The sequence below is a fragment of the Lactococcus sp. LG1267 genome (genome assembly GCF_017309545.1).
In the GTDB taxonomy this organism is placed as follows: domain Bacteria; phylum Bacillota; class Bacilli; order Lactobacillales; family Streptococcaceae; genus Lactococcus; species Lactococcus petauri.
This window is the reverse complement of sequence record NZ_CP071295.1, coordinates 711,165-732,268: the sequence shown is the minus strand read 5'-3', so window position 1 is coordinate 732,268 and position 21,104 is coordinate 711,165. Positions and strand designations below refer to the sequence as shown.

Genomic DNA, 21,104 nt, shown 5'->3' with positions numbered 1-21,104 from the left:
CTATATGTCAAGCTTTTTTTCATAGTTGAGTATCTTTTGCTTAATATCTACTGCTGCTTCTTGACCCATAAAACCGCCCAAGCTGCCATCTTTACGCGTGACACGATGACATGGTAAAATGACAGGCAAAGGATTACGTGCTAATGCCTGCCCCACAGCTTGTTGTGCTTTAGGACTTCCGACACGCGCAGCCATTTCCTGATAACTTATAGTCGTTCCCGCTGGAATTTTGGGAAGTTCTAACCAAACAGCTTGTTGAAATGCTGTTCCTGTGGTCAATATAAAGTTCTGGTTCTTATTAAGTGCTTCGTAAGTCGTCTTTTCATGTTGGTCATCGAAAAAAACCTGGGTAATCTCCCCCTTAGCATTGCGCTCTACAGAGAGTGGAATATTCTCATTCAACATAGGTATTATTCTCCTCAAAATCCAACAGCCATTCTTTACGCCATAGTCCTCCAGTATAACCTGCCAGCTGCCCGGAGCTTTTTTTCAATCGATGACATGGAATCACGATTGCAAAGGGATTGGCTGCATTTGCTGCCCCTACTGCAATACTGGCTTGCGGATGCGCGAGTCCTTGTGCGATTTCTTTATAGGTTCTTGTTTGCCCAAACGGAATATCTTCAACTTTTTTCCAGACTTTTTGCTGAAACTCTGTACCTTGCACAGCTAAAGGGAGTTTAAAACTTTTTCTTTTTCTTGCAAAATACTCTTGCAACTCTTCTTCAAGTTGACATGAAATCGGAGTTGGATGTTCCAAAATAATAGCATTCTGTCTTGCAATCTTCGCCTGTAAATTCTTATGCTCTGTAAAGCCTAAGCGATAAAGAAACTGCGCATCACTGATACTTATCATTTGACCAATAGGTGTGTCAATATAGTTTTTATAGAGGCGCTTCTTCATGTTCTTATTATAACATAGTTCTCTCACCCAGAAACTACCTCAGAGCAAAAAAAAGAGAGCGAATACCCTCTCTTTTTTACTATTTTCTAGTTCCTAAAATTCTGTTCCACGCGTCATTATAATTCGCCTCTGTACCACCAATTCCAAACTTGAATTGTGTCACAGGTGCTCCGTTTTTAGCCCAATAACTTGTGGTTGTTTCACCGGAGACTTTAACATTTTTTAGATTCCCTCCAGTTACAGTGCCTGGTTTTTGACCGGTCGACTTAAGAACAGTGCTCTGGATCACATCTGGATCTTTACTTGGTTCTGGGAACTTTTCACCAGGACCAAACACATTTGGATCCGCTGCTGCGATTGCATTGACCAAGTTTGCCATATATGTACCATTATTGACCGCAGCTGTCTTGCTGCCCATCGGCGTATTATTATCATGACCAATCCAACCTCCAAGGGATACTTTAGGCGTTGAAAGCATGAGCCAACCGTCTACATAATCATTGGAAGTACCTGTCTTGCCTGTCCAATCCACGCTACTTGCAAGTGTTGGATTAATGGCCTGTAAATCTTGTAAAAAGTTTGTTGTACGACGACTGACATCATAGGTCAAAACATTACGTAAAAGATTCTCAGTAATTGTTGATGTTGCTTGTGAAAAGACTCTCTCTGCTTGACTCTTATGTTCGTAGATATCTTTACCGGAGTCGTCTTTTATGCTTTGGACAACATAGTGTGGCTCATAAACCCCGCCATTAGCTAAGGCTTGGTAGCCATTGGTATGTTGCACCACAGTTGGCTCAATACCACCACCGAGTGGAAGAGATTCCACACTGTAGTCTGGCACATAATAGCCCATCTTCTTCATGTAAGGTTCCACGCTATTGCCAGAATCAAGAATGGCTTGATAGGTCCAATGCGCAGGGATATTCCATGACACGCCTAAAGCTTCATTAAGACTTACCATTCCGGTTCCTGTTTCGCCAACGTGCAAGATTGGAGTACCGTCAGAGAAACTTGCTGGATAGTTACTCAGCATACTTGCTGACCCAATCAATCCCAAATCAATTGCTGGTGCATAAGCTAAGATTGGTTTAATCGAAGAACCTGGACTACGCTTCGTATCAAAGGCATGATTGTTTTGATTGGTTGCATAGTCTAAACCACCAATAAAGCCAAGTACTGCTCCTGTTTTATTATCCATGAGTACATTTCCGGCTTGAACTTCACCTGTACCGTCCTGTAAAATACCGCCATACTGCGCTACTGCATTTTGCATGGCATCATACACACCACGATTAATTGTTGTTGTGATAGTATAACCACCAGTTTGTAAGGCTTGTGCGGCTAATTCACGATATTTTTGCTTGGTGCTATCATTTCCTTGTTCTGTTGCCGAAACCTTGTCCCTCTTAATCAGATAATCATAGACGTGATTAAGAGCTTCACTGTACACAACATTATAAAGATAACCATGTGCTACAGAATCTTGTGGTTGTGAAGGCAGAAACGCTTGCGAGATATCCACAGCACTGTATTTTTCGTAATCTTTTTGAGTCAAATATCCTGCACGATACATGTTAAACAGGACATTTTGTTGACGAGCTAAGCCATAAGAGAGTAGCTCTTTTGATTTGAGCGAACCATCCACATTATAAGGAGAGTAAACAATTGGACTTTGTGGTAATCCAGCAATAAACGCTGCTTCTGGCACGGTTAAATCTTTAGCAGACTTACCAAAAATCCCTTGGGCAGCGGCTTGGACACCCGCAATATTTTTCCCTTGATTATTTCGCCCAAATGGCGAGACATTGAGATAATCCGTTAAAATTTCATCTTTACTTAAATATTGATTAAGCTGCAGTGCATAAACAATCTCGCTGGCCTTGCGTTGGAAAGTGACACTGTCTCCAAGAGACTGCTGTTTTACCAACTGTTGCGTAATCGTTGAACCACCAGAGCTTGTACCGCCACCTACGGCACCTAGAACGCCTCGAATTACTGCTTTGGGCACAACACCACTGTTCGTCTTAAAGGTTTCATCTTCTGTCGCAATCAGAGCTTTTTTCACATTTTCTGAAATTTGGTTGCTTGCTACATTAATCCTTACCAAATCACTGGAAATATCAGAAATATTTTCACCATTACTGTATTTCATGACTGAAACACCGTGAATATTATTAACCTGCTCGAGAAGTTGCTCCTTGCTTGGAACTTTGGTATTTTCAACAAGGCGAGCAAAATATCCCACACCTGCCGCAGCGCCAAATACACCAACTAAAAGAAAAAGCACACCAAAAATGACAACTACTCCACGCACGACTGAAAAAATAGTCTGAAGTGTTGTCTTCCCTTCTTCTACATCTGCTTGAACTTTTTTAGGTTTTTGAGGCCTTTTCGGAGAATTTTTACGACTTTCCTGCGTTTTGCTGGCACGCTTTTTCTCCATTTTAGCCTGCAAACGTGCCTGTGCACGTTCCTTCGACTGTTCTTGATCTTTTTTCATAATACATATTATACCAAACTTAGGCTCTTTTTTCGCCCCTATTTTTCCTTTTTTTTTGATATAATGAGAACGTTAATCTAATTACTGAGAGAAACTATAACAAAACTGTCAGTATTAACTAAATTTAGGAGGTAACATGAATATTTTTGACGAACTAAAAGAACGTGGTCTGATTTTCCAAACCACTGATGAAAAAGCTCTTCGCGAAGCTTTAACTGAGGGCATGGTAAGTTATTATGTTGGTTACGATCCTACTGCTGACAGTTTACACCTTGGTAATCTGGTCTTAATTCTTACAATGAAGCGTCTACAAATGGCTGGACACAAACCTTATCCATTGGTTGGGGGCGCTACTGGACTTGTTGGCGATCCATCTTTCAAAGATGCCGAACGTGGCTTACAAACGAAAGATACTGTTGTAGCTTGGGCTGATAAAATTCGTGCTCAGTTGGAACGTTTCCTTGACTTTGAAAATGGCGAAAATAAAGCTCAGATGGAAAACAACTACAATTGGTTCGAAAATTTATCTTTTATTGATTTCCTTCGTGATGTCGGTAAATATTACACGATTAACTACATGATGAGTAAAGATTCAGTGAAGAGTCGTATCGAATCAGGTATCTCTTACACCGAGTTTGCTTACCAAATTATGCAAGGTTACGATTTCTACGAGCTCAACCAACGTCATGGTATTACATTACAACTCGGTGGTTCTGACCAATGGGGCAATATGACTGCCGGCACAGAACTGCTCCGTCGTAAGGCTGGAAAAACTGGACATGTCATCACTATTCCATTGATTACAGACTCAACAGGTAAAAAATTTGGTAAATCTGAAGGAAATGCCATTTGGCTCGATGCAGATAAAACGTCTCCGTTTGAAATGTATCAATTTTGGCTGAATGTTAACGATGATGATGCTGTAAAAATGCTCAAAATTTTCACTTTCTTATCTCTTGAAGAAATTGCTGAAATCGGTGAGAAATTTGAGGCTGCACGTCACGAACGCTTAGCTCAAAAAGTACTTGCCCGCGAAGTTGTAACTCTTGTTCATGGACAAGCCGCTTACGAGCAAGCTGTAAAAATCACGGAAACTTTATTTGGTGGCGGTGATTTGAAAGCTCTTGATGCCAAGTCAATCCTTTCTGGCTTAAAAGATGTACCAACATATCAAGTGAAAGCAGACGATAACCTCAATATTATTGAACTCTTGATTTCTGCCGGAATCGAAAATTCAAAACGTCAAGCACGTGAAGATGTAACAAACGGTGCGATTTACATCAATGGTGAACGTATCCAAGATTTGGATTACACCTTCTCTGATGGAGATAAAATCGACAATCAACTTACTGTTGTTCGCCGTGGTAAAAAGAAAAATTTCATCTTGACTTATTAAGTTAAACTCTAATATTTAAGTAGCAACAGGGAATTCTCTGTTGCTTTTTTAATCCAAACACATTATTTTTCTAATTGAATCATGATATAATAGAGTTTAAGAACAAGATTATAAGGATAATAGCATGCCTGATAAAGATTTTGAACAAATGCTGAGAGATTTACGTGAACAGTATTTAGAAAAAGAAGAAATTACAGAAGAACCCTCTGATTCTGAAAAAAGTGAGATTTATACTCCAGTTTCACAAGAGGAAAAAAGACACAAAATACTTGAATCACTTCATCTTCTCGAAGAGAAGAAACTTTTCTTGTCTCAAAAACTTAAGGATTTCCATCAGCAAGATGCTAGTTATGAACAAATATCAAAGCTGAAACATGAAATTGAGGCTCTCAAGTATAAACAATCTCTTCTGCAGCAAAGGCTTGAATATATCGACAGCGGTGAATCAGACTTCACTAAAAAAGAGAAACTTAAACGTCAATTAACAGAGCTTGAGCTCAAACGCTGTCGCGCTCTCTTAAATAAAAAGAGCTGTGCCAAAATCGATCAGAAGATTAATCAAAAAAAGGACCTTTTCAAAAAGATAAAGTAGCCTTTTAGCCTTATAACCAATATGCTGTACTTTTAATGCAGCTTCTTGCTCTAAAATAGACGAAAGAAAGGAAAATTTGTGCTCCATACTATTTTTTATGTCATCATTTTTCTTCTTGCTCTAGTTATTTCAAATATCATCAATAAAGTTTTCCCAAAGTTGGCTCTCCCGCTGATTCAAGTCGTGATTGGGCTATGTTTGGGCTTTTTAGGTGCGTCAAAACTTTTGCAGGTTGACCCAGAATTCTTCTTGGGCTTCATCATTGCTCCTTTGCTTTTCCGTGAGAGTGAAGAGGCAGATGTCAAACATATCTTTAAACATACTCGAACGATATTAATGCTTATCTTTCCCTTAGTTTTCATTACAACTATTGGTTTAGGCTACTTAACGCATTTCTTTTATTTATCTGTACCTTTGGCTGCTTGTTTTGCCTTAGGGGCTTCATTAGCACCAACAGATGCAATCGCTGTTGCTGCCTTATCTGAACGCTTTAGTTTCCCCAAACGGGTCATGAGTATCCTTACGGGTGAATGCCTGCTGAATGATGCTTCTGGTATCATTTCCTTCCAGATTGCGGTTCTTGCGCTGGTCACTGGCGAATTTTCCCTGACTCATGCTTCTGCTGACCTTGTAGTCTCTGCAATCGGTGGTGCACTGGTCGGTTTCATTCTCGTTTGGATGAAGTCCTTTATTCTCAGAATTCTTGAGGATGTCGATGCCCGAGATGTTACAGGTTACCTTATTTTGGAGCTTATGCTTCCTTTATCTGCATTTTTAATTGCTGATATGCTTGAAGTTTCTGGAATCATCGCTGTCGTTGTCGCTGGAGTCATGCAAGCCAACGGTCTTAAAAGGACCACGCTTTTTGATGCCCAAGTCACAAAAGTGAAAAATACTATCTGGAATTTGCTAACCTTTGTTTTAAATTCAACAGTCTTCCTTTTCCTCGGGATAGAGTTACATCAGCTTGTTTTTCCGCTCATTGCTGATCCCCTTTACTCTACGACTTCTCTTTTATTCATGGTTTTACTTTTAACCATTGGTCTTTTTGCCCTTCGCTTTTCCCTGTTGGCTGTTTATTATCGTTATGTATCTCTGCGTCGCAATCAAAGCTTTTCTGCTTACTGGAACGATATCTTGTTACTGACTTTTGCTGGCTCCAAAGGTACCGTCAGCATTGCCACTGTCCTTTTGTTGCCACGGACAGTAGATATCCCGCATAGCTTAATCATCTTTCTCTGTGCAGCAGTTACCGCGCTCAGTTTTTTAACCGGACTATTTGTTTTACCTTTAATCGCTGCCAAAAAAGTTGTCAAAGTTGACAACATGGTAAAAATTTCTATCTTAGCCGATGTCGTTCGAGAATTGGAAAATGATTTAAAACAAGTTACAAAAGAAAAAGCGCGCCTTGGTTATAATATTGCTATCGATAGCTATCAAGACCGCATTCAAAAACTCATCATCGAGCAAGAAAGTTCAAATACTTCAATTGACTTTAATGAATTGCAATTGCTTATCGTCCGTCTTGAAGCTGAGGGACTGGAAAATGCCTTGAGACAAAATGAGATTTCCATGTACACCTATCGAACTTATCAGCGATACCTTCATTCGATGGAACAATCCGTTGCGCATAATTTGGTTTCAAGTATCCAGTTTGCTTCGGCCATTTCCATCCGTGTGCTTCATTTTTTCTTCTCAAGAATTATCCGTCTAGATTTCAGTTTCCGTAAAACACGGCCAGATAACGCTACAACACATCGTGAAATTACCGAGCTTTACTTTTCTAATACGGAGTTAGTCCTTCAAGCTTTGGACAATCTGGAATCAGTTTACGATGAGCGTTTAATCCATTATCTACAAGCAGAACGTTTACGCTCCGCAGAGTTTGTTGCCCGCGGTGGCTATATTACTGGTATTTTACATCGTGCGCAGCCTAATAATCTGAAAGAGATGATGCGTGCTTACTACCTTGAACGCAAAACCATCTTTGAGTATGAATCCCGTGGTGAGTTAACGATCGGCGAGGCAAAAGTCTTACGTCAAAATGTAAATACTTTAGAGGATTATTCCCTTGCAAGTAACCATCATACCTTACTCTACGACTTTATTGAAAAGAGACGTAAAAAAGTTCAAAAGACAACAAACAATGAACTTTCAACAAATAAATGAAAATAAAAAAACACCGAGCTTTATCCTTCGCTCAGGTGTTCTTTTATTTTTTTACGCCCTAAAAGACGAACGCCCGCCAAGATCCAAGAAATACTTGTCAGGACAAGTGAGCATACGAAAGCCATATGCATTCCCTGTAAAAAGGTATCTGGATGTTCTGGTAAATAAGTTCTTACCGTATAACCAAGTTGACTGGACATGGAAAGGAACAAAATAATGGTTGCTACAGAAGTTCCTAAAACAAAAGCCATGTTCCGAATCAAAGAATTCACAGAGCCTGCTATTCCTAAATACTTACGTTCTACTGTCTCCATGATTAAAGCATTATTAGGACTTTGGAAAGCCCCCATTGAGGCACCTTGGAGTAAGAGAATCGCAATCACCCACCATTGGGGCGAATCTGCTCGAATCAAAAGATAACCAATCTGAGAAAGAACAATCCCTGAAATCCCCACAAAGGTAATTACTTCCTTATCTATTTTATCTGCGAGTGCACCTGCTATTGGGCTCACAATAAGCATAGCAGCTGGATAGGCCATCATGATAAAGCCAGCCGCACCAGGCGCATAATCACGATAATCTTGTAGATAGAAAGGAAGCAAGATGCTAGCAAACATCGCAACAGTGAAGTTTAAAAGTGACATCAACAGACTCAAAGAAAAGAGTCTGTTTTTAAAAATCCCCAAGTCAAGTAAAGGTTTTTCCTTTCGGCGCTCCGTAAAAATAAAGCTAACAAAAAGTATAAAGCCAAGAGCCACGCCGAGAAGTAAGAGCGGATTATTCCATCCTAAAGTTTGGCCAAAATTCAAAGCCATGAATAAAAGAACGATCACAGCAGTCATTTGTAAACCACCTGACAAGTCAACTTCTTTTATAGAGCCTTGGCCTTCATCTTCTGGTAAAGCCCGACTTCCAAAAATCCAGGCCAATATCCCTATCGGAACATTAATCCAAAAGATATAATTCCAAGAGGCAACTTGTAAAATTAAGCCGCCCAAAGCTGGTCCTGCGATCGAGCCGACAGATACAAACATGGAAGTGATAGACATCGCCCGCGCTCGACTTTCAACAGGAAAAACCTGCGCCACAATCCCAAAACTTGTTGCCATAAACATGGAAGCTCCGATAGCTTGCACAACACGTGCAAAGAGTAGGAACGGTAAGCCTAAGCCGATGTTTAGCCCAGCCAATAACGAGCCGACAATAAAAATCGTCCAGCCCCATCTTGTTACGGTTGTTTTCCCAATCAAATCCGCAAGTCGTCCAAAAATAAGGATGATTGCACTGATAACGATCAAATAAATTGTGACCACCCACGTAATCTGTGAAGTTGACACATTTAGCTCACGCGCTATTGTTGGTAAGGCAATATTTACAATCGAGCCGTCTAAAGTTGACATGAGTGTAAATAAACCAATGGTGAGCAGCACTTTTGTTCTATTTTTCATTTATTTCCTTTCTATTTACCTACAAAGAGACTAAAAACTGCATCTAATGATACAGTTTTCAAAAATCAAAGTAAATCGTCAAATTCATTGGTTTCTGCTTTGTCCCAGTTTTCGCCCGTGATGCGGCTAATCATAATACCTTCAACAGCACGATCAACCATACCTTCAACGTCCAAACGTTTTTCATAGGCTAAAACATTTTCTAGTTTAGGATTTGTTTTTGGAGATGGTGGGGCAAATACAGTACAGCAATCTTCAAATGGTAGAATTGAAAGATTAAAGGTATCAATCTTTTCGGCGATATCGATAATTTCGATCTTATCCATTGTGACTACGGGGCGAATAACAGGAGTGTTTGTGACTTCATTAATCACAGACATTGAACCTAATGTTTGCGAAGCGACTTGTCCTAAACTTTCACCGTTAATAATCACTTTACCCCCACGTTCTTCACGAATGCGGTCAACTACACGCATCATAAAACGGCGAGTTAAAGTCATCAAATAAGATTGTGGCGCTTTGGCTTTGATTTCTTCTTGAATCTCAGTAAACGGAACTTCAATAAAAGTGATTGTTCCGCCAAACGCTGTTAATTTTGCTGTTAAATCTTTTGCTTTTTTCAAAGCACCAGGGCTTGTATAAGGTGGTGAAGCAAAGTGAACTGCCTCAATTTCGACACCTCGTTTAAGAGCCAAGTAACCTGCAACTGGAGAATCAATCCCACCTGAAAGCATCAAGTGACCGCGGCCTGCTGTTCCTACAGGCATTCCTCCTGCACCTTTAAGTGTTTCGAAACTAAGATAAGCACCTTCAAGACGAATTTCGACACGGAGAGTGATATCTGGCTTTTTCATTTGTACTTTGGCATAGTCAAAATTGTCAAAGACAACATCACCTAAAGTCATGTTTAACTCTGTGGAATCTTGTTCAAAGCTATGGTCCGCCCGACGTGTTGCAATTTTAAAAGTCATTCCTTCATGGTAAATTTCTTTCATCAAGTCAACAACTGCTGCTTTTAGACCTTCGATTGATTTTTCAACTTTGATGGATGCTGAAAAATTTTGAATCCCAAAAACTTTAGTTAAACGTTGAGAAACCTCTTCGTAGTCTGTACCATTTAACTGGATATGCGCGCGATCTCGTTGCGCTGTAATCTTCAAGTCTGTCAAATCAGCAAGAACTTCTTTGATGTTGTTGGCCAAACGATTGATAAAAAAGCCACGATTTTTTCCTTTTGTTGAAAGTTCACCATAGCGAACCATAATTTCATCGTATACGATAGTCATTTTATTTTCCTTTGTTACTTAATATAAGGTTATCTTTTTATTCCTGAGAGAATTTCAGTACAGGTTATTATACCACATTAGCTATTTTTCTAGGTTAATAATAGACGAATCAAAACCAATGCAAGCCCCACTTGGAAAACAAGCACAGCTAAGCCATAGATTGCTAACTTTCTTCCCGCGCGGACAAATTCTACTAGATTAAGCCTTAAACCGATAGCAGCTAAAGCGATAATTTCGCACCAACTACTGATAAAACGTGCCGTTTCAGTAATTACTTTTGGAAATTGAAAGACTGTATCCAGACTACACAGAATAATAAATCCTAATACATACCAAGGAAGAAAGGATTGGCGCTTGATCTTGAGCTGACCTTCCTGCTCTGTCGGTGCTTTCTCTGTGCGACGTGTGTGGTAAGAAAAATAAAGGACAACAAAGACAAGCATGATGATACGCATGATTTTAAACAAGGTAGCCATTGTTGTTGTTTCAGCATTCACCATTGTTGCTGAAGCGACAACCTGTCCCACAGACTGAATGGTTCCCCCAATCAAAGCACCACGTAGGAAATCATTTGCTCCAAAGAACCATGTACCTAAAACGGGTAATAGAAGCATTAACACTGTCCCCATGAGGTTAACCATAGTTATCGCTGTCCGCTTGTCTTTGTCTTCTGCTCCAATGACTGGCTCAACTGCCGCAATGGCGGAAGAACCACAAACGGCGTTTCCTGACGCCATTAGCGCATTAACTTTCGAGGAAAATCCAAGTTTCTTTCCAATAAACATGACAAAAACAATTGTAAGCACCATTTGTATAAGAATAAAACTTATACCACTCCAGCCTAGCTTTTGTATCGTTTGAAAGGTAACTGTCGCTCCTAAAAACATTACTGAAAATTCAAGAAGTTTCTTTTCTGACCAAGCCGTACCTGCAAAGAGGACTGGTTGTTTAAAGTAAACATTCCCCAAAATAATTCCCAATAAAATAGCAATCGTGGCTGCACCCATCCCTTTAAAAACATAGAGATTTAAAAAGTAACTGACTACGGCAACTACAAAACTGAGCCCTAAACCTGGCATGATCTTCTTATTTAACATGACAACTATTATAACAAAAAACAAAAATTAATTTGTGTATTCATTGACATATAACATTCATCTCATTTATCGTCTTACTATGATGTTGTTTGCTTATTAAAAGGTAAAGAAAAAAGCGCTCCAGCCAACAGTTTTTTGTTGTCTTGAACACTTTATATTATTTATTTTTTCAAATGATAGTTGTAGCTTGAAAGGATGATATCTTCATGAGCGTTCAGGTAATAACGGAGGCGTAAACCGGTCTGATTGTGGAAGATATTTTGCCATGGTTTCGACGGAATAAAAGTCGGAATCAAAACAGTAGTTGTATAGTTGTGCGCTTTTGCTTGTTTTGCAGCGAGATTAATAAAGCGAACAGCTGGCGTGATGATACTACGATAGCTGGTATGTACAACGGTCAACTTAATATCTGGGAAGGTTTCATTGAAATCACGTTCGATTTCGGCTTCTTTTTCCGTATCTTCTTTTGTAGACACGTGAAGTGCAATAAGATAGTCTCCTACAGACCGGGCATAGTTAATCGCCCCAACATCAACATTTGTTACATTTCCGACCAAGACGATAACTGTATTACCATCAAACTTATGCTCTGCAGTTTCTTTGCGCAAGCGCAATTGTTCCGCCACATTCATATAATGACTGTGGATACGGATAAAGCAGAAAATCAAAATCGGTAAAACAATAAAGAATGGCCAAATTTCAGCTGTGCGGAAAATGAGCAAAATCATCACCACGACAAAAGAAATGATTGCCCCAATAATATTAGGGATAGAACGTAAGAGGAACTTACTGCCCAGCTTCTTGCGCCAATGGACAACCATACCGATTTGAGCCAACGTAAATGGTGTAAAGACACCAATAGCATAGAGGGGGATAAGGCGATCTGTTTGTCCATCAAAGATAAACAAGAGAATGACCGCACCAATAGCCAAACTGATAATCCCATTCGAATAACTCAAACGTGTCCCACGAGCAGTAAACAAGTGAGGCATGTATTTCTTCTTCGCCATATTAAAAGCAAGCATTGGAAAGGCGGAATAACCTGTATTAGCTGCTACTGCCAAAATGAGAGCTGTAGCAATTTGGAAGATAAAGAAGAATGCGTGCCCAAAAACACTGTCTCCAAAAATCTGTTGCGCCATTTGGGCGATAATGGTCACATCACCGCGTGGTGTTAACCCAAGCCAATAAGCAAAGAAGATAACACCACTGAAGAATACTGCTAAAATAATCCCCATCATTACCAAAGTCTTGGCTGCATTTTTTTCTTTCGGTTGTTTAAAGAATGGTACAGCATTCGAAATGGCTTCTACCCCTGTCAGAGATGAAGAACCTGTTGAAAAGGCTTTGAGCAAGAGGATAAGTGAAACTCCTCCTACGGTTGTACCGATATGAGCCGGCGCTTGGTAGGGTAAACTTCCAGATAAAATACGGAATACCCCGACACCTAAGAGGGCAACTGTCGTCACAATAAATGTATAGACAGGAATCATGAGGAAGGCTGCTGATTCTCGCAAACCTCGGAGATTCATCAGCATAAGCAGTAAAGCAAGAGCAACTGCGATTTCTAAATTGTACTGATGAAGTTCAGGTAAAGCTGAGGTTATAGCATCAGCTCCTGAAGCTGTAGATACAGCAACCGTCAACATATAGTCGACCAAAAGCGATCCACCGGATATTAATCCTGGAATTGTACCGAGATTTTCTGTTGAAACCAGATAAGCTCCGCCTCCTGATGGATAGGCATGAATAACCTGTGTATAACTTCCAATCAGTGCAAACAGTAAAACCAAAATAATTAAGGCAATAGGTATCGAATACCATGAAGCGCCCGCACCTACTGCAACCAATACCAAAAGAATTTGTTCAGGTCCATAAGCAATTGATGACAAGGCATCTGACGATAACATGGCTAAGGCCTGTAATTTAGTCAGCAGGTGTGAATCTCCTACTGTTGACTTTAAAGATTTACCAATTAAAAGCTCTTTGACTTTTTTCAAAACGTAACTCCTGTATCATAAAATCTTTAAGTTGGATTTATCCGGCTTAATTCAGTCTAGGCTTGACTTTCCTAGCATAAAGAGGCCTCTCCAAGATAACTCAACTATTGTAGCATTTTTTTATTAATTTTAGTAGTATTTTTATGTTTGGTTTCAGTAACAAATGCAACAGAAAGACAAAGTGCTTGAAAGTCTTTTAAAATAAGCTTTCCTGAGCTCCATATTTCGCCAATATTTCTCTTTTTTTGTGTTAAATGTAATATTTCACGAGAGTAAATGATGTCATTTCATTTTTCTAAAAATAAAGTTCAACTTTTCTTTCATAAGATTTTTCAAAAACATGATTATAAGCTGTCAAAAGCCGTAAAATTATGCTAAAATATGGTTGATATAAACTTTTTTATAGGAGAAAAACATTTTGGCTGAAATTATCGAAGAACTTAATGACCAAATGAAAGTCCGTCGTGAAAAAATGGAAACACTGCGTGAATCAGGCATTGATCCATTCGGACATAAATTTACTCGTACACACAACTCTGCAGAATTACATGCGGAATACGATGAAAATACTAAAGAAGAATTACACGAAAAAGACTTGCATGCAACAATCGCGGGACGTCTGATGACAAAACGCGGTAAGGGTAAAGTTGGTTTTGCGCATATCCAAGACCGCGAAGGGCAAATTCAGATTTACGTGCGTAAAGACGAAGTTGGCGAAGAAAATTATCAAATTTTCAAACAGGCTGATCTCGGTGATTTCCTTGGTGTTGAAGGACAAATCATGAAGACAGATATGGGCGAGCTTTCTATTAAAGCAAGCAAATTGACTTTCTTGTCTAAAGCACTTCGTCCATTGCCAGAAAAATTCCACGGCCTGACAGATACTGAAACACGTTACCGCAAACGTTACTTGGATTTGATTTCAAACAAAGAAAGCTTCAATCGTTTCGTGACACGTTCTAAAATTATTAGCGAGATCCGTCGTTATATGGATGGCCGCGGATATCTTGAAGTTGAAACTCCTGTTTTGAACAACGAAGCCGGTGGTGCAGCAGCACGTCCATTCTATACACACCATAACTCATTAGACATCGACATGGCCCTGCGTATTGCAACAGAATTGCACTTGAAACGCTTAATCGTCGGTGGTATGGAAAAAGTTTATGAACTTGGCCGTGTCTTCCGTAACGAAGGAATGGATATGACACACAATCCTGAGTTTACAACTATGGAATCTTATGAAGCTTATGCTGATTTTGACGATATCATGGATTTGACTGAAGGAATTTTCCAACACGTGGCACACTCTGTCCTTGGCAAAGATGTTGTTGAATACGATGGTAAAGAAATCAATGTGGGCGGTAAGTTCGCTCGCATCCACATGGTTGATGCGATTAAAGAGCAAACAGGCGTGGATTTCTGGAAAGAAATGGATTTTGAAGAAGCTGCTGCTTTGGCGAAAGAACATGATATTTATGTGGAAAACCACTTCACAAGCGTTGGCCACATCATCAATGAATTCTTCGAGAAATACGTAGAAGATACATTGATCCAACCAACATTTGTTTTTGGACATCCAAAAGAAATCTCTCCTCTTGCGAAGATGAATGCTGAAGATCCACGTTTTACTGACCGTTTCGAACTCTTCATCAATGGTAAAGAATATGCCAATGCCTTCTCAGAGTTAAATGATCCAATCGATCAGCTTGAACGTTTCGAAGCCCAAGCTAAAGCGAAAGAACTCGGTGATGATGAAGCTACTGGTGTAGATTACGATTACGTTGAAGCATTGGAACACGGTATGCCACCAACTGGTGGTCTGGGTATCGGTATCGACCGCTTAGTCATGCTCTTCACTGGTACAACTTCTATCCGTGACGTCTTGCTCTTCCCAACAATGAAATAAAAACAAAAATCCAGTTCTCAGGGCTGGGTTTTTACAATCAAGAAGTGTGCGATATTTTTTATCTGCAACACTTTATCTAGATAAGAGAACAAACTATGTTAAGAATATCTCAAATAAAAACTTCAATTGATGAGCCTGTGGAAAAAGTTAAAAGCTTACTTTTGAAAAAATTAAAAATTCAAGAGTCCGACTTGATTGACTATCGTATTTATAAGGAATCAATTGATGCGCGCCATCGGGGAGAAATCAACTTTATCTACACAGTTGATGCCCAAGTCAAAAATGAAGCCAAGCTCCTCAAGAAAAAAATAAAAAATGTTTCACTCTCACCAGACTTGAAATATAAAGAACCACAAATCGGAACAGAAGCCATGAAACATCGTCCTTTAGTCATCGGTTTTGGTCCTGCTGGCATGTTTTCTGCTTTGCTCTTAGCACAAATGGGTTATCGTCCTATCGTTTTAGAACGTGGCCAAAAAGTTGAAGAACGTGTGAAATCCATTGATGATTTCTGGAAGAAAGGAAAACTCAATCCTGCTTCAAACGTCCAGTTTGGTGAAGGCGGTGCAGGTACTTTCTCAGATGGAAAACTTACTTCCCGTGTACGCGACTTGCGCGGACGCAAAGTTTTAGAAGAATTTGTAAAAGCCGGTGCACCTGAAGATATCCTCTACAAAGCACATCCGCACGTAGGAACAGATTTACTTCGCGATATTGTCAAGAATATTCGTGAGCAGATTATTGCTTTGGGCGGAGAAGTTCTTTTTGACAGTCAAGTCGCTTCATTTATCATCGACAAAAATAAACTTCAAGGGATTGTTCTCAAAAATGGTCAAGAAATCCTCTCCAATCATGCCGTTTTAGCCATCGGACACAGCGCACGCGATACCTTTGCTGAGCTGTACGACAAGGGAATTAACATGACCGCCAAGCCTTTTGCTGTTGGAGTTCGCATCGAACATCCTCAGAGCTTGATTAATCAAGCACAGTATAAAGAATTTGCTGAGCATCCTCGTTTAGGAGCAGCAGAATATCGTTTGACACACAAGGCCAGTTCTGGACGAGGTGTTTATACGTTCTGTATGTGCCCTGGAGGACTTGTCGTGCCTGCTGCATCGGAAGAAGGTCGCTTGGTAACCAACGGCATGAGTGAGCACGCCCGTTCTGAAGAAAATGCCAATAGTGGTTTACTGGTTCAAGTCTTCCCAGAAGATTTTGGCCAAGATCATCCTCTTGCTGGGGTTGAATTCCAACGAAAACTTGAAGAAAAAGCATTTGTCCTCGGTGGTAAAACTTATCAAGCCCCTGCACAATTAGTTGGAGATTTTCTTGCAGATCGTCCATCTACTGATATCGGTGAAGTTAAACCTTCTTATGCTTTGGGTGTCACTCCAACAGACTTAAGACAGCTCTTCCCTGAATATATTACTTCTTCTATGAAGGAGGCTCTTCTTGGATTCGACAAAAAAATTCAAGGTTTTGCTATGAACGATGCGATTATGACCGGTGTTGAATCACGCTCTTCTTCTCCTGTTCGAATCAATCGTGATGAAGAAAGTTTCCAATCTATTTCTACACAAGGTATTTATCCATCTGGTGAAGGAGCAGGATTTGCTGGCGGGATTGTATCCGCCGCCATTGATGGGCTTAAATGTGCCGAGCAAATGATTGCCTCCTTTGCACGACCTGAATAAAGAAAAAACTGAGCAATGCTCAGTTTATAATCTTAAAATGTTTATCCATCAAACGTACATCCTTGGGCTTAAGTCCAAGGATTTTTATTTCCTTATCTTTGGTAATAAGCACTGCAGCTTGAATCACGTGTTGTCTTTTCGCAAAGACTTTTTCAGGTTCTTCCGAAAAGAACAGCCTCTTCGCCTCAATCTCCCCATCTAATGACTTTTCAGAAAATATTGTCACGCTGGCTAAGTTATTCACATGAGGATAACCTGTTTCAGGATTGAGAATGTGATGATAGCTCTTTCCGTCTCGCTCTAAATAACGCTGATCAATTCCAGAAGTCACGACAGATGTGGATGCGGTAAGCACTTGAAGTAACAAAGATGACCCATGCGTAAGTGGATTACGAATTCCGACACGCCAATAACCTTTGAGGGGCAAGCCCAGAAACCGAATATTCCCTCCAAGGTTAACAATGCCTGTGGAAAAACCTGTTTCTTTCCAAAAATCTACAACTTTATCGGCAATATAACCTTTGGCTATTCCTCCTAAGTCTAAGGACATTCCTTTTCGAGGGAGAAAAACGGTCTTTTGCTGGTCATCCAGAACGATATCATCAGGACTCACCATAGCAAGCATTTTTTGAATTTCTTGCTCAGAAGGAACACGGGCATCAGCAAAACCAATATGCCAAAGCCTAACCAAGGGTCCGATACTTGCATTAAAACCAAAATGCTCCTGACTGACCTGTACAGCTTTTTTCGTTAAAGCATAGACTTCTTCCGACAAGGCAACGACTTTTACTCCCGCGGCTTGGTTGACTGCTATTAACTCCGAGAACGCCCTGTTGACTGTAAACAAATCTTCATAATGAGCAATTTTTCTATAGCCTTGCTCAATTTTTTCTGTAGTTTTTGACTTCTCCACATCAAGTAAACTCAGCTCAATAAATGTGCCTAAACCTCGATATTTTTTAGACAAAAAATCACTCATACTCTGAAGCTCCAGTATCGGCATCCGTTTCTATCAATGTTCGTAGAGGTTGCAAATGCGCACTGTAACGACAAAAGTTTCTGAAGCAATGTTCCAACCAAGAAATTGTTTGTCTATCTATTAGATTGCCTGAAATATCAAAAGCATCAGCAGCATGACTCAATAAAAATTGATTAGCCGGTAAGACGAAGGCTTCCAATCCTGGTGATTGGAGGATTTGTCTAAGGTTTTCCTGTGCAAAAACGGAACCCTGCTTTCCTAGAGAAGCGCCTACAATCATAACTGGCGTATTGATAATGGGTTGCAAAGCTCCCCAAGAGAGCCATTCTAGCAAAGACTTCAAGGCTGCAGTAATGGCATGATCGTACTCCGGAGTAGAGATAATCAAACCATCTGCGGCTTCAATGGCTTCAGCGATTTCGCGAATTCTCTCAGGCAAGTCCATACTGTCTTCCGAAAACAAGGGTAAGCCTGCAATCTCAATAACTTCAATCTCAGCTTCATTAATAAAATGTTTCTTCATATACCAAAGCAACTTTCTATTGTAAGAAAAGCTGGCATTGGTTCCTACTATTGCAATAAATTTCATCTTTATTCCTCTTCACTATAAATAAAAAGAGCTTTCGCTCTTTTTATTTTAACACCTTAAGATAGAAACCACTGCTTAGAGAGCTTGCTAAATTCACTAGAATGCTGAAGGACTTGTAAGCCTTGGTTGACTTTATCCATTAATTTAGTATCATTCTTTCGTGCTGCTACGGCATATTCAACTTGTGGGTAAGGAGTATCCAGCATATTATATAAGCCTTCAAGCTGATGATTACGAAGATAAGTTTTAGTATAGTCCTTATCTAAAAGAGCAGCTTGAATTTTTCCTGTTTGCAAGGCAGCGATTGCATTGCTCGGTTGGTTATAGAGAAACATCAGATTTTCTTTGACAATATTTTTTAAAATCTGCGGATAATCGCTAAACAAATCATAAGCTGCTGAAGCTTTTTGCCCGCCTACTGCTTGATTATGCATATCGCCAATATTATAAATTTCTGCTTCTTTGGGAACAAGCAACACTAAATTTCCCGTGTGATAAGGTTGACTAAATAAAATAGTTTTTTCCCTAGTCTTATTTGCTGTATAAGGCCCCCAAATCAGATCAACCTCTCCTTCTTTCAAGGCTTTTTCTTTGGCCGACCAATCCAATGGTTTCCAGTCAATCTTTATATTATAAGAAGCAAAGATTGCCTCTGCTAGAGCTATATTGAAACCTTCAGGTTTTCCACTCTCTTGCTTTGAAGTTAGGGGCGCAAAGTCTGCCTCATAACCGATAGTAATCGTCTTGCTTTCTTCAATCTTTTGCCATGTATTTTTCTTCGTGTTTACTCCGCAAGCCGTCAAAGTCATAAAAATAAATAATAGAAGGAAGGGAAGCAGGTAGAATTTGATTTTCTTCATGCTTTCATTTTATCATTTCTCTCGGCTCAAATCTACCGCTTTGAGTGGCACTAATTTTGTATTGTACTTCCATTTATAGCCAAAGTATAGAGCCAAGAAAAGTGGTATTGCGGCATACATGGCTAAGCCTTCGCCCCAGTGACTGCTGAAAAGCATGGCTGGGTCTAAATTAACAACAATCATTGCCGTCATGATCAGGGACAAGATTGGTCCAAAGGGGAACCATTTTGCTTGGTAAGGCAAACTGCTCAAATCACCGCCTTGAGCCAAAAAGGCTCGACGAAAACGAATGTGACTAATCGATATCCCAAGCCATGCAATAAATCCAGTCAAACTTGACAGGTCCACAAGCAAAAGATAAATTTGTGTGCCGAAAATTCCTGTTAAAAATGCGACCACACACACCGCTGTCGTTGCCAATAAAGCATTGATAGGAATACCGTTTTTGGCTATTTTGGAGAACTGGCGTGGTGCGCCTTCTTTTTTACCTAAAGAGTAGAGGATACGTGTTGAAGCATACATGACAGAGTTTGCTGATGAGATAACCGAGGTCAAAATCACAGCATTCATTAAACTCGCTGCTACTGCCAAACCAATATTCTTAAAAACGATAGTAAAAGGACTCATAACCGCTGTCGAATCAGGGTTAAGCAAGCGAGGATCTTGGTAATTGATAATAGCTGCAATAACAATAATCGTAAAGATGTAGAAAAGAAGAATGCGCCAAAAAATAGAATTCATCGCTTTAGGAATACTTTTCTCAGGATTTTCTGATTCACCTGCTGTAACTCCTAGAAGTTCTGTGCCTTGAAAAGAAAAGCCAGCGATGAGTAAAACACCAACAAATCCTGTCACTCCACCAGTAAAGCCGTGGTTACCTGCTGTGAGATTACCAACAACATCAATATTATTTCCAAAAATTCCAATAATAGTTAACACCCCAACAACCAAAAAGACAATAATTGTAATCAGCTTGATAATGGAGAGCCAATATTCTGTTTCCCCAAACGCGCGTACCGCCATGATATTAATTGCAAAAATAAGGACTGTAGCCACACCAGAGAATATCCAAGAAGGAACCTGAGGGAACCAAAATTGAGTGATTAATCCTGCTGTTGTCAAATCAACTGCAATCGTAATCGCACCGTTTATCCAATAGTTCCAACCCAAAGCAAAGCCAAAGGCTGGATCCACAAAACGTGCCCCATAATCTGTAAAGGAGCCCGATGTGGGTAAATAAGTGGCCATCTCTCCTAAAGAGGTCATTACAAAATAAACCATAATCCCGACAAAGATATAAGCCAATACCGATCCGAAAGGACCAGCCTGACTAATCGTCGCTCCTGAGGTTAGGAACAAGCCTGTTCCTATCGTGCCACCAAGCGCAATCATGGTGATGTGTCTTTGTTTTAAATTGCGCTTTACTTGATTTCCATTTTTCATATTTTTTCTTTCTCTAATACTTCTTCGTTCATTTACAGCATAATTTTGCCCAAAAGAAAAGACCGTATAGCCTAGCCATCCGGTCTTTCTGAGAATCACCGGCATAGATGTCTTTCGAGCGTACTCTAAAGTTGCATCTATACCAAAGTATGACACAACTCTTATCTATGCGCATGATGATGTTGAGATTGTAGGTCAAACTTAAACATATGTGATTCTCCTTCCTGATATTTTTTAT

Annotated in this window: 16 protein-coding genes; 5 read left to right on the top strand and 11 right to left on the bottom strand. The window is 39.9% G+C overall.

The window, feature by feature from the left end; translation table 11 throughout:
* The 3 genes from J0J33_RS03650 to J0J33_RS03640 form a co-directional block, all read right to left on the bottom strand.
* Entirely contained in the window at positions 1-405 is a 405-nt protein-coding gene (locus tag J0J33_RS03650; RefSeq protein ID WP_165720037.1) for a methylated-DNA--[protein]-cysteine S-methyltransferase, read from the bottom strand.
* Positions 395-904, bottom strand: coding sequence for a methylated-DNA--[protein]-cysteine S-methyltransferase (locus tag J0J33_RS03645; RefSeq protein WP_206888202.1), 510 nt, complete (start codon positions 902-904; stop codon positions 395-397). The genes J0J33_RS03650 and J0J33_RS03645 overlap by 11 nt, the downstream gene beginning before the upstream one ends.
* Before the next feature lie 79 nt (positions 905-983).
* The gene (locus tag J0J33_RS03640) at positions 984-3,407 is read right to left on the bottom strand and encodes a transglycosylase domain-containing protein (RefSeq protein ID WP_206888200.1); all 2,424 of its coding nucleotides are present in this window, start codon (positions 3,405-3,407) and stop codon (positions 984-986) included.
* A 136-nt stretch (positions 3,408-3,543) separates the two neighbouring features.
* Here J0J33_RS03640 and tyrS point away from each other — a divergent pair, with 136 nt between their 5' ends.
* From tyrS to J0J33_RS03625, 3 genes are all read left to right on the top strand, one after another.
* Positions 3,544-4,803: a tyrosine--tRNA ligase gene (gene tyrS, locus J0J33_RS03635; RefSeq protein ID WP_019294209.1), complete on the top strand. Its 1,260-nt coding sequence runs from the start codon at positions 3,544-3,546 to the stop codon at positions 4,801-4,803.
* A gap of 124 nt (positions 4,804-4,927) precedes the next feature.
* A complete protein-coding gene (locus J0J33_RS03630; RefSeq protein ID WP_191672877.1) occupies positions 4,928-5,395 on the top strand; it encodes a hypothetical protein in 468 nt (155 codons plus the stop codon).
* Positions 5,396-5,473: 78 nt separating this feature from the next.
* Positions 5,474-7,564: a sodium:proton antiporter gene (locus tag J0J33_RS03625; RefSeq protein WP_206921784.1), complete on the top strand. Its 2,091-nt coding sequence runs from the start codon at positions 5,474-5,476 to the stop codon at positions 7,562-7,564.
* 20 nt (positions 7,565-7,584) lie between these two features.
* On the opposite strand, the gene J0J33_RS03620 is transcribed toward J0J33_RS03625, so the two are convergent.
* The 4 genes from J0J33_RS03620 to J0J33_RS03605 form a co-directional block, all read right to left on the bottom strand.
* Positions 7,585-9,012, bottom strand: coding sequence for an MFS transporter (locus tag J0J33_RS03620; protein ID WP_206921783.1), 1,428 nt, complete (start codon positions 9,010-9,012; stop codon positions 7,585-7,587).
* A 65-nt stretch (positions 9,013-9,077) separates the two neighbouring features.
* Positions 9,078-10,298, bottom strand: a complete 1,221-nt coding sequence (gene thiI / locus J0J33_RS03615) for a tRNA uracil 4-sulfurtransferase ThiI (RefSeq protein ID WP_019294212.1) — start codon at positions 10,296-10,298, stop codon at positions 9,078-9,080.
* A gap of 89 nt (positions 10,299-10,387) precedes the next feature.
* The gene (locus J0J33_RS03610; RefSeq protein ID WP_233128960.1) at positions 10,388-11,395 is read right to left on the bottom strand and encodes a YeiH family protein; all 1,008 of its coding nucleotides are present in this window, start codon (positions 11,393-11,395) and stop codon (positions 10,388-10,390) included.
* Positions 11,396-11,556: 161 nt separating this feature from the next.
* Complete coding sequence (locus tag J0J33_RS03605) at positions 11,557-13,395, bottom strand: APC family permease (RefSeq protein WP_019294216.1); 1,839 nt, start codon at positions 13,393-13,395, stop codon at positions 11,557-11,559.
* A gap of 415 nt (positions 13,396-13,810) precedes the next feature.
* Here J0J33_RS03605 and lysS point away from each other — a divergent pair, with 415 nt between their 5' ends.
* Together lysS and J0J33_RS03595 are read left to right on the top strand one after the other, a co-directional pair.
* Positions 13,811-15,301, top strand: a complete 1,491-nt coding sequence (gene lysS, locus J0J33_RS03600) for a lysine--tRNA ligase (RefSeq protein WP_153188328.1) — start codon at positions 13,811-13,813, stop codon at positions 15,299-15,301.
* A 95-nt stretch (positions 15,302-15,396) separates the two neighbouring features.
* Positions 15,397-16,995 (top strand): NAD(P)/FAD-dependent oxidoreductase, encoded by a 1,599-nt coding sequence (locus J0J33_RS03595; protein ID WP_206888194.1) that lies wholly within the window; start codon positions 15,397-15,399, stop codon positions 16,993-16,995.
* Positions 16,996-17,014: 19 nt separating this feature from the next.
* On the opposite strand, the gene J0J33_RS03590 is transcribed toward J0J33_RS03595, so the two are convergent.
* The 4 genes from J0J33_RS03590 to J0J33_RS03575 are packed head-to-tail and all read right to left on the bottom strand — an operon-like array spanning position 17,015 to position 20,866.
* The gene (locus J0J33_RS03590) at positions 17,015-17,998 is read right to left on the bottom strand and encodes an FAD:protein FMN transferase (RefSeq protein ID WP_195916910.1); all 984 of its coding nucleotides are present in this window, start codon (positions 17,996-17,998) and stop codon (positions 17,015-17,017) included.
* Positions 17,967-18,563, bottom strand: a complete 597-nt coding sequence (locus J0J33_RS03585) for an NADPH-dependent FMN reductase (RefSeq protein ID WP_086582747.1) — start codon at positions 18,561-18,563, stop codon at positions 17,967-17,969. The genes J0J33_RS03590 and J0J33_RS03585 overlap by 32 nt, the downstream gene beginning before the upstream one ends.
* 56 nt (positions 18,564-18,619) lie before the next feature.
* Positions 18,620-19,423: a transporter substrate-binding domain-containing protein gene (locus tag J0J33_RS03580; protein WP_206888191.1), complete on the bottom strand. Its 804-nt coding sequence runs from the start codon at positions 19,421-19,423 to the stop codon at positions 18,620-18,622.
* 12 nt (positions 19,424-19,435) lie between these two features.
* On the bottom strand, positions 19,436-20,866 hold the full coding sequence (locus tag J0J33_RS03575; protein ID WP_206889136.1) for an amino acid permease: 1,431 nt from the start codon (positions 20,864-20,866) through the stop codon (positions 19,436-19,438).
* Between the last annotated feature and the right edge of the window lie 238 nt (positions 20,867-21,104).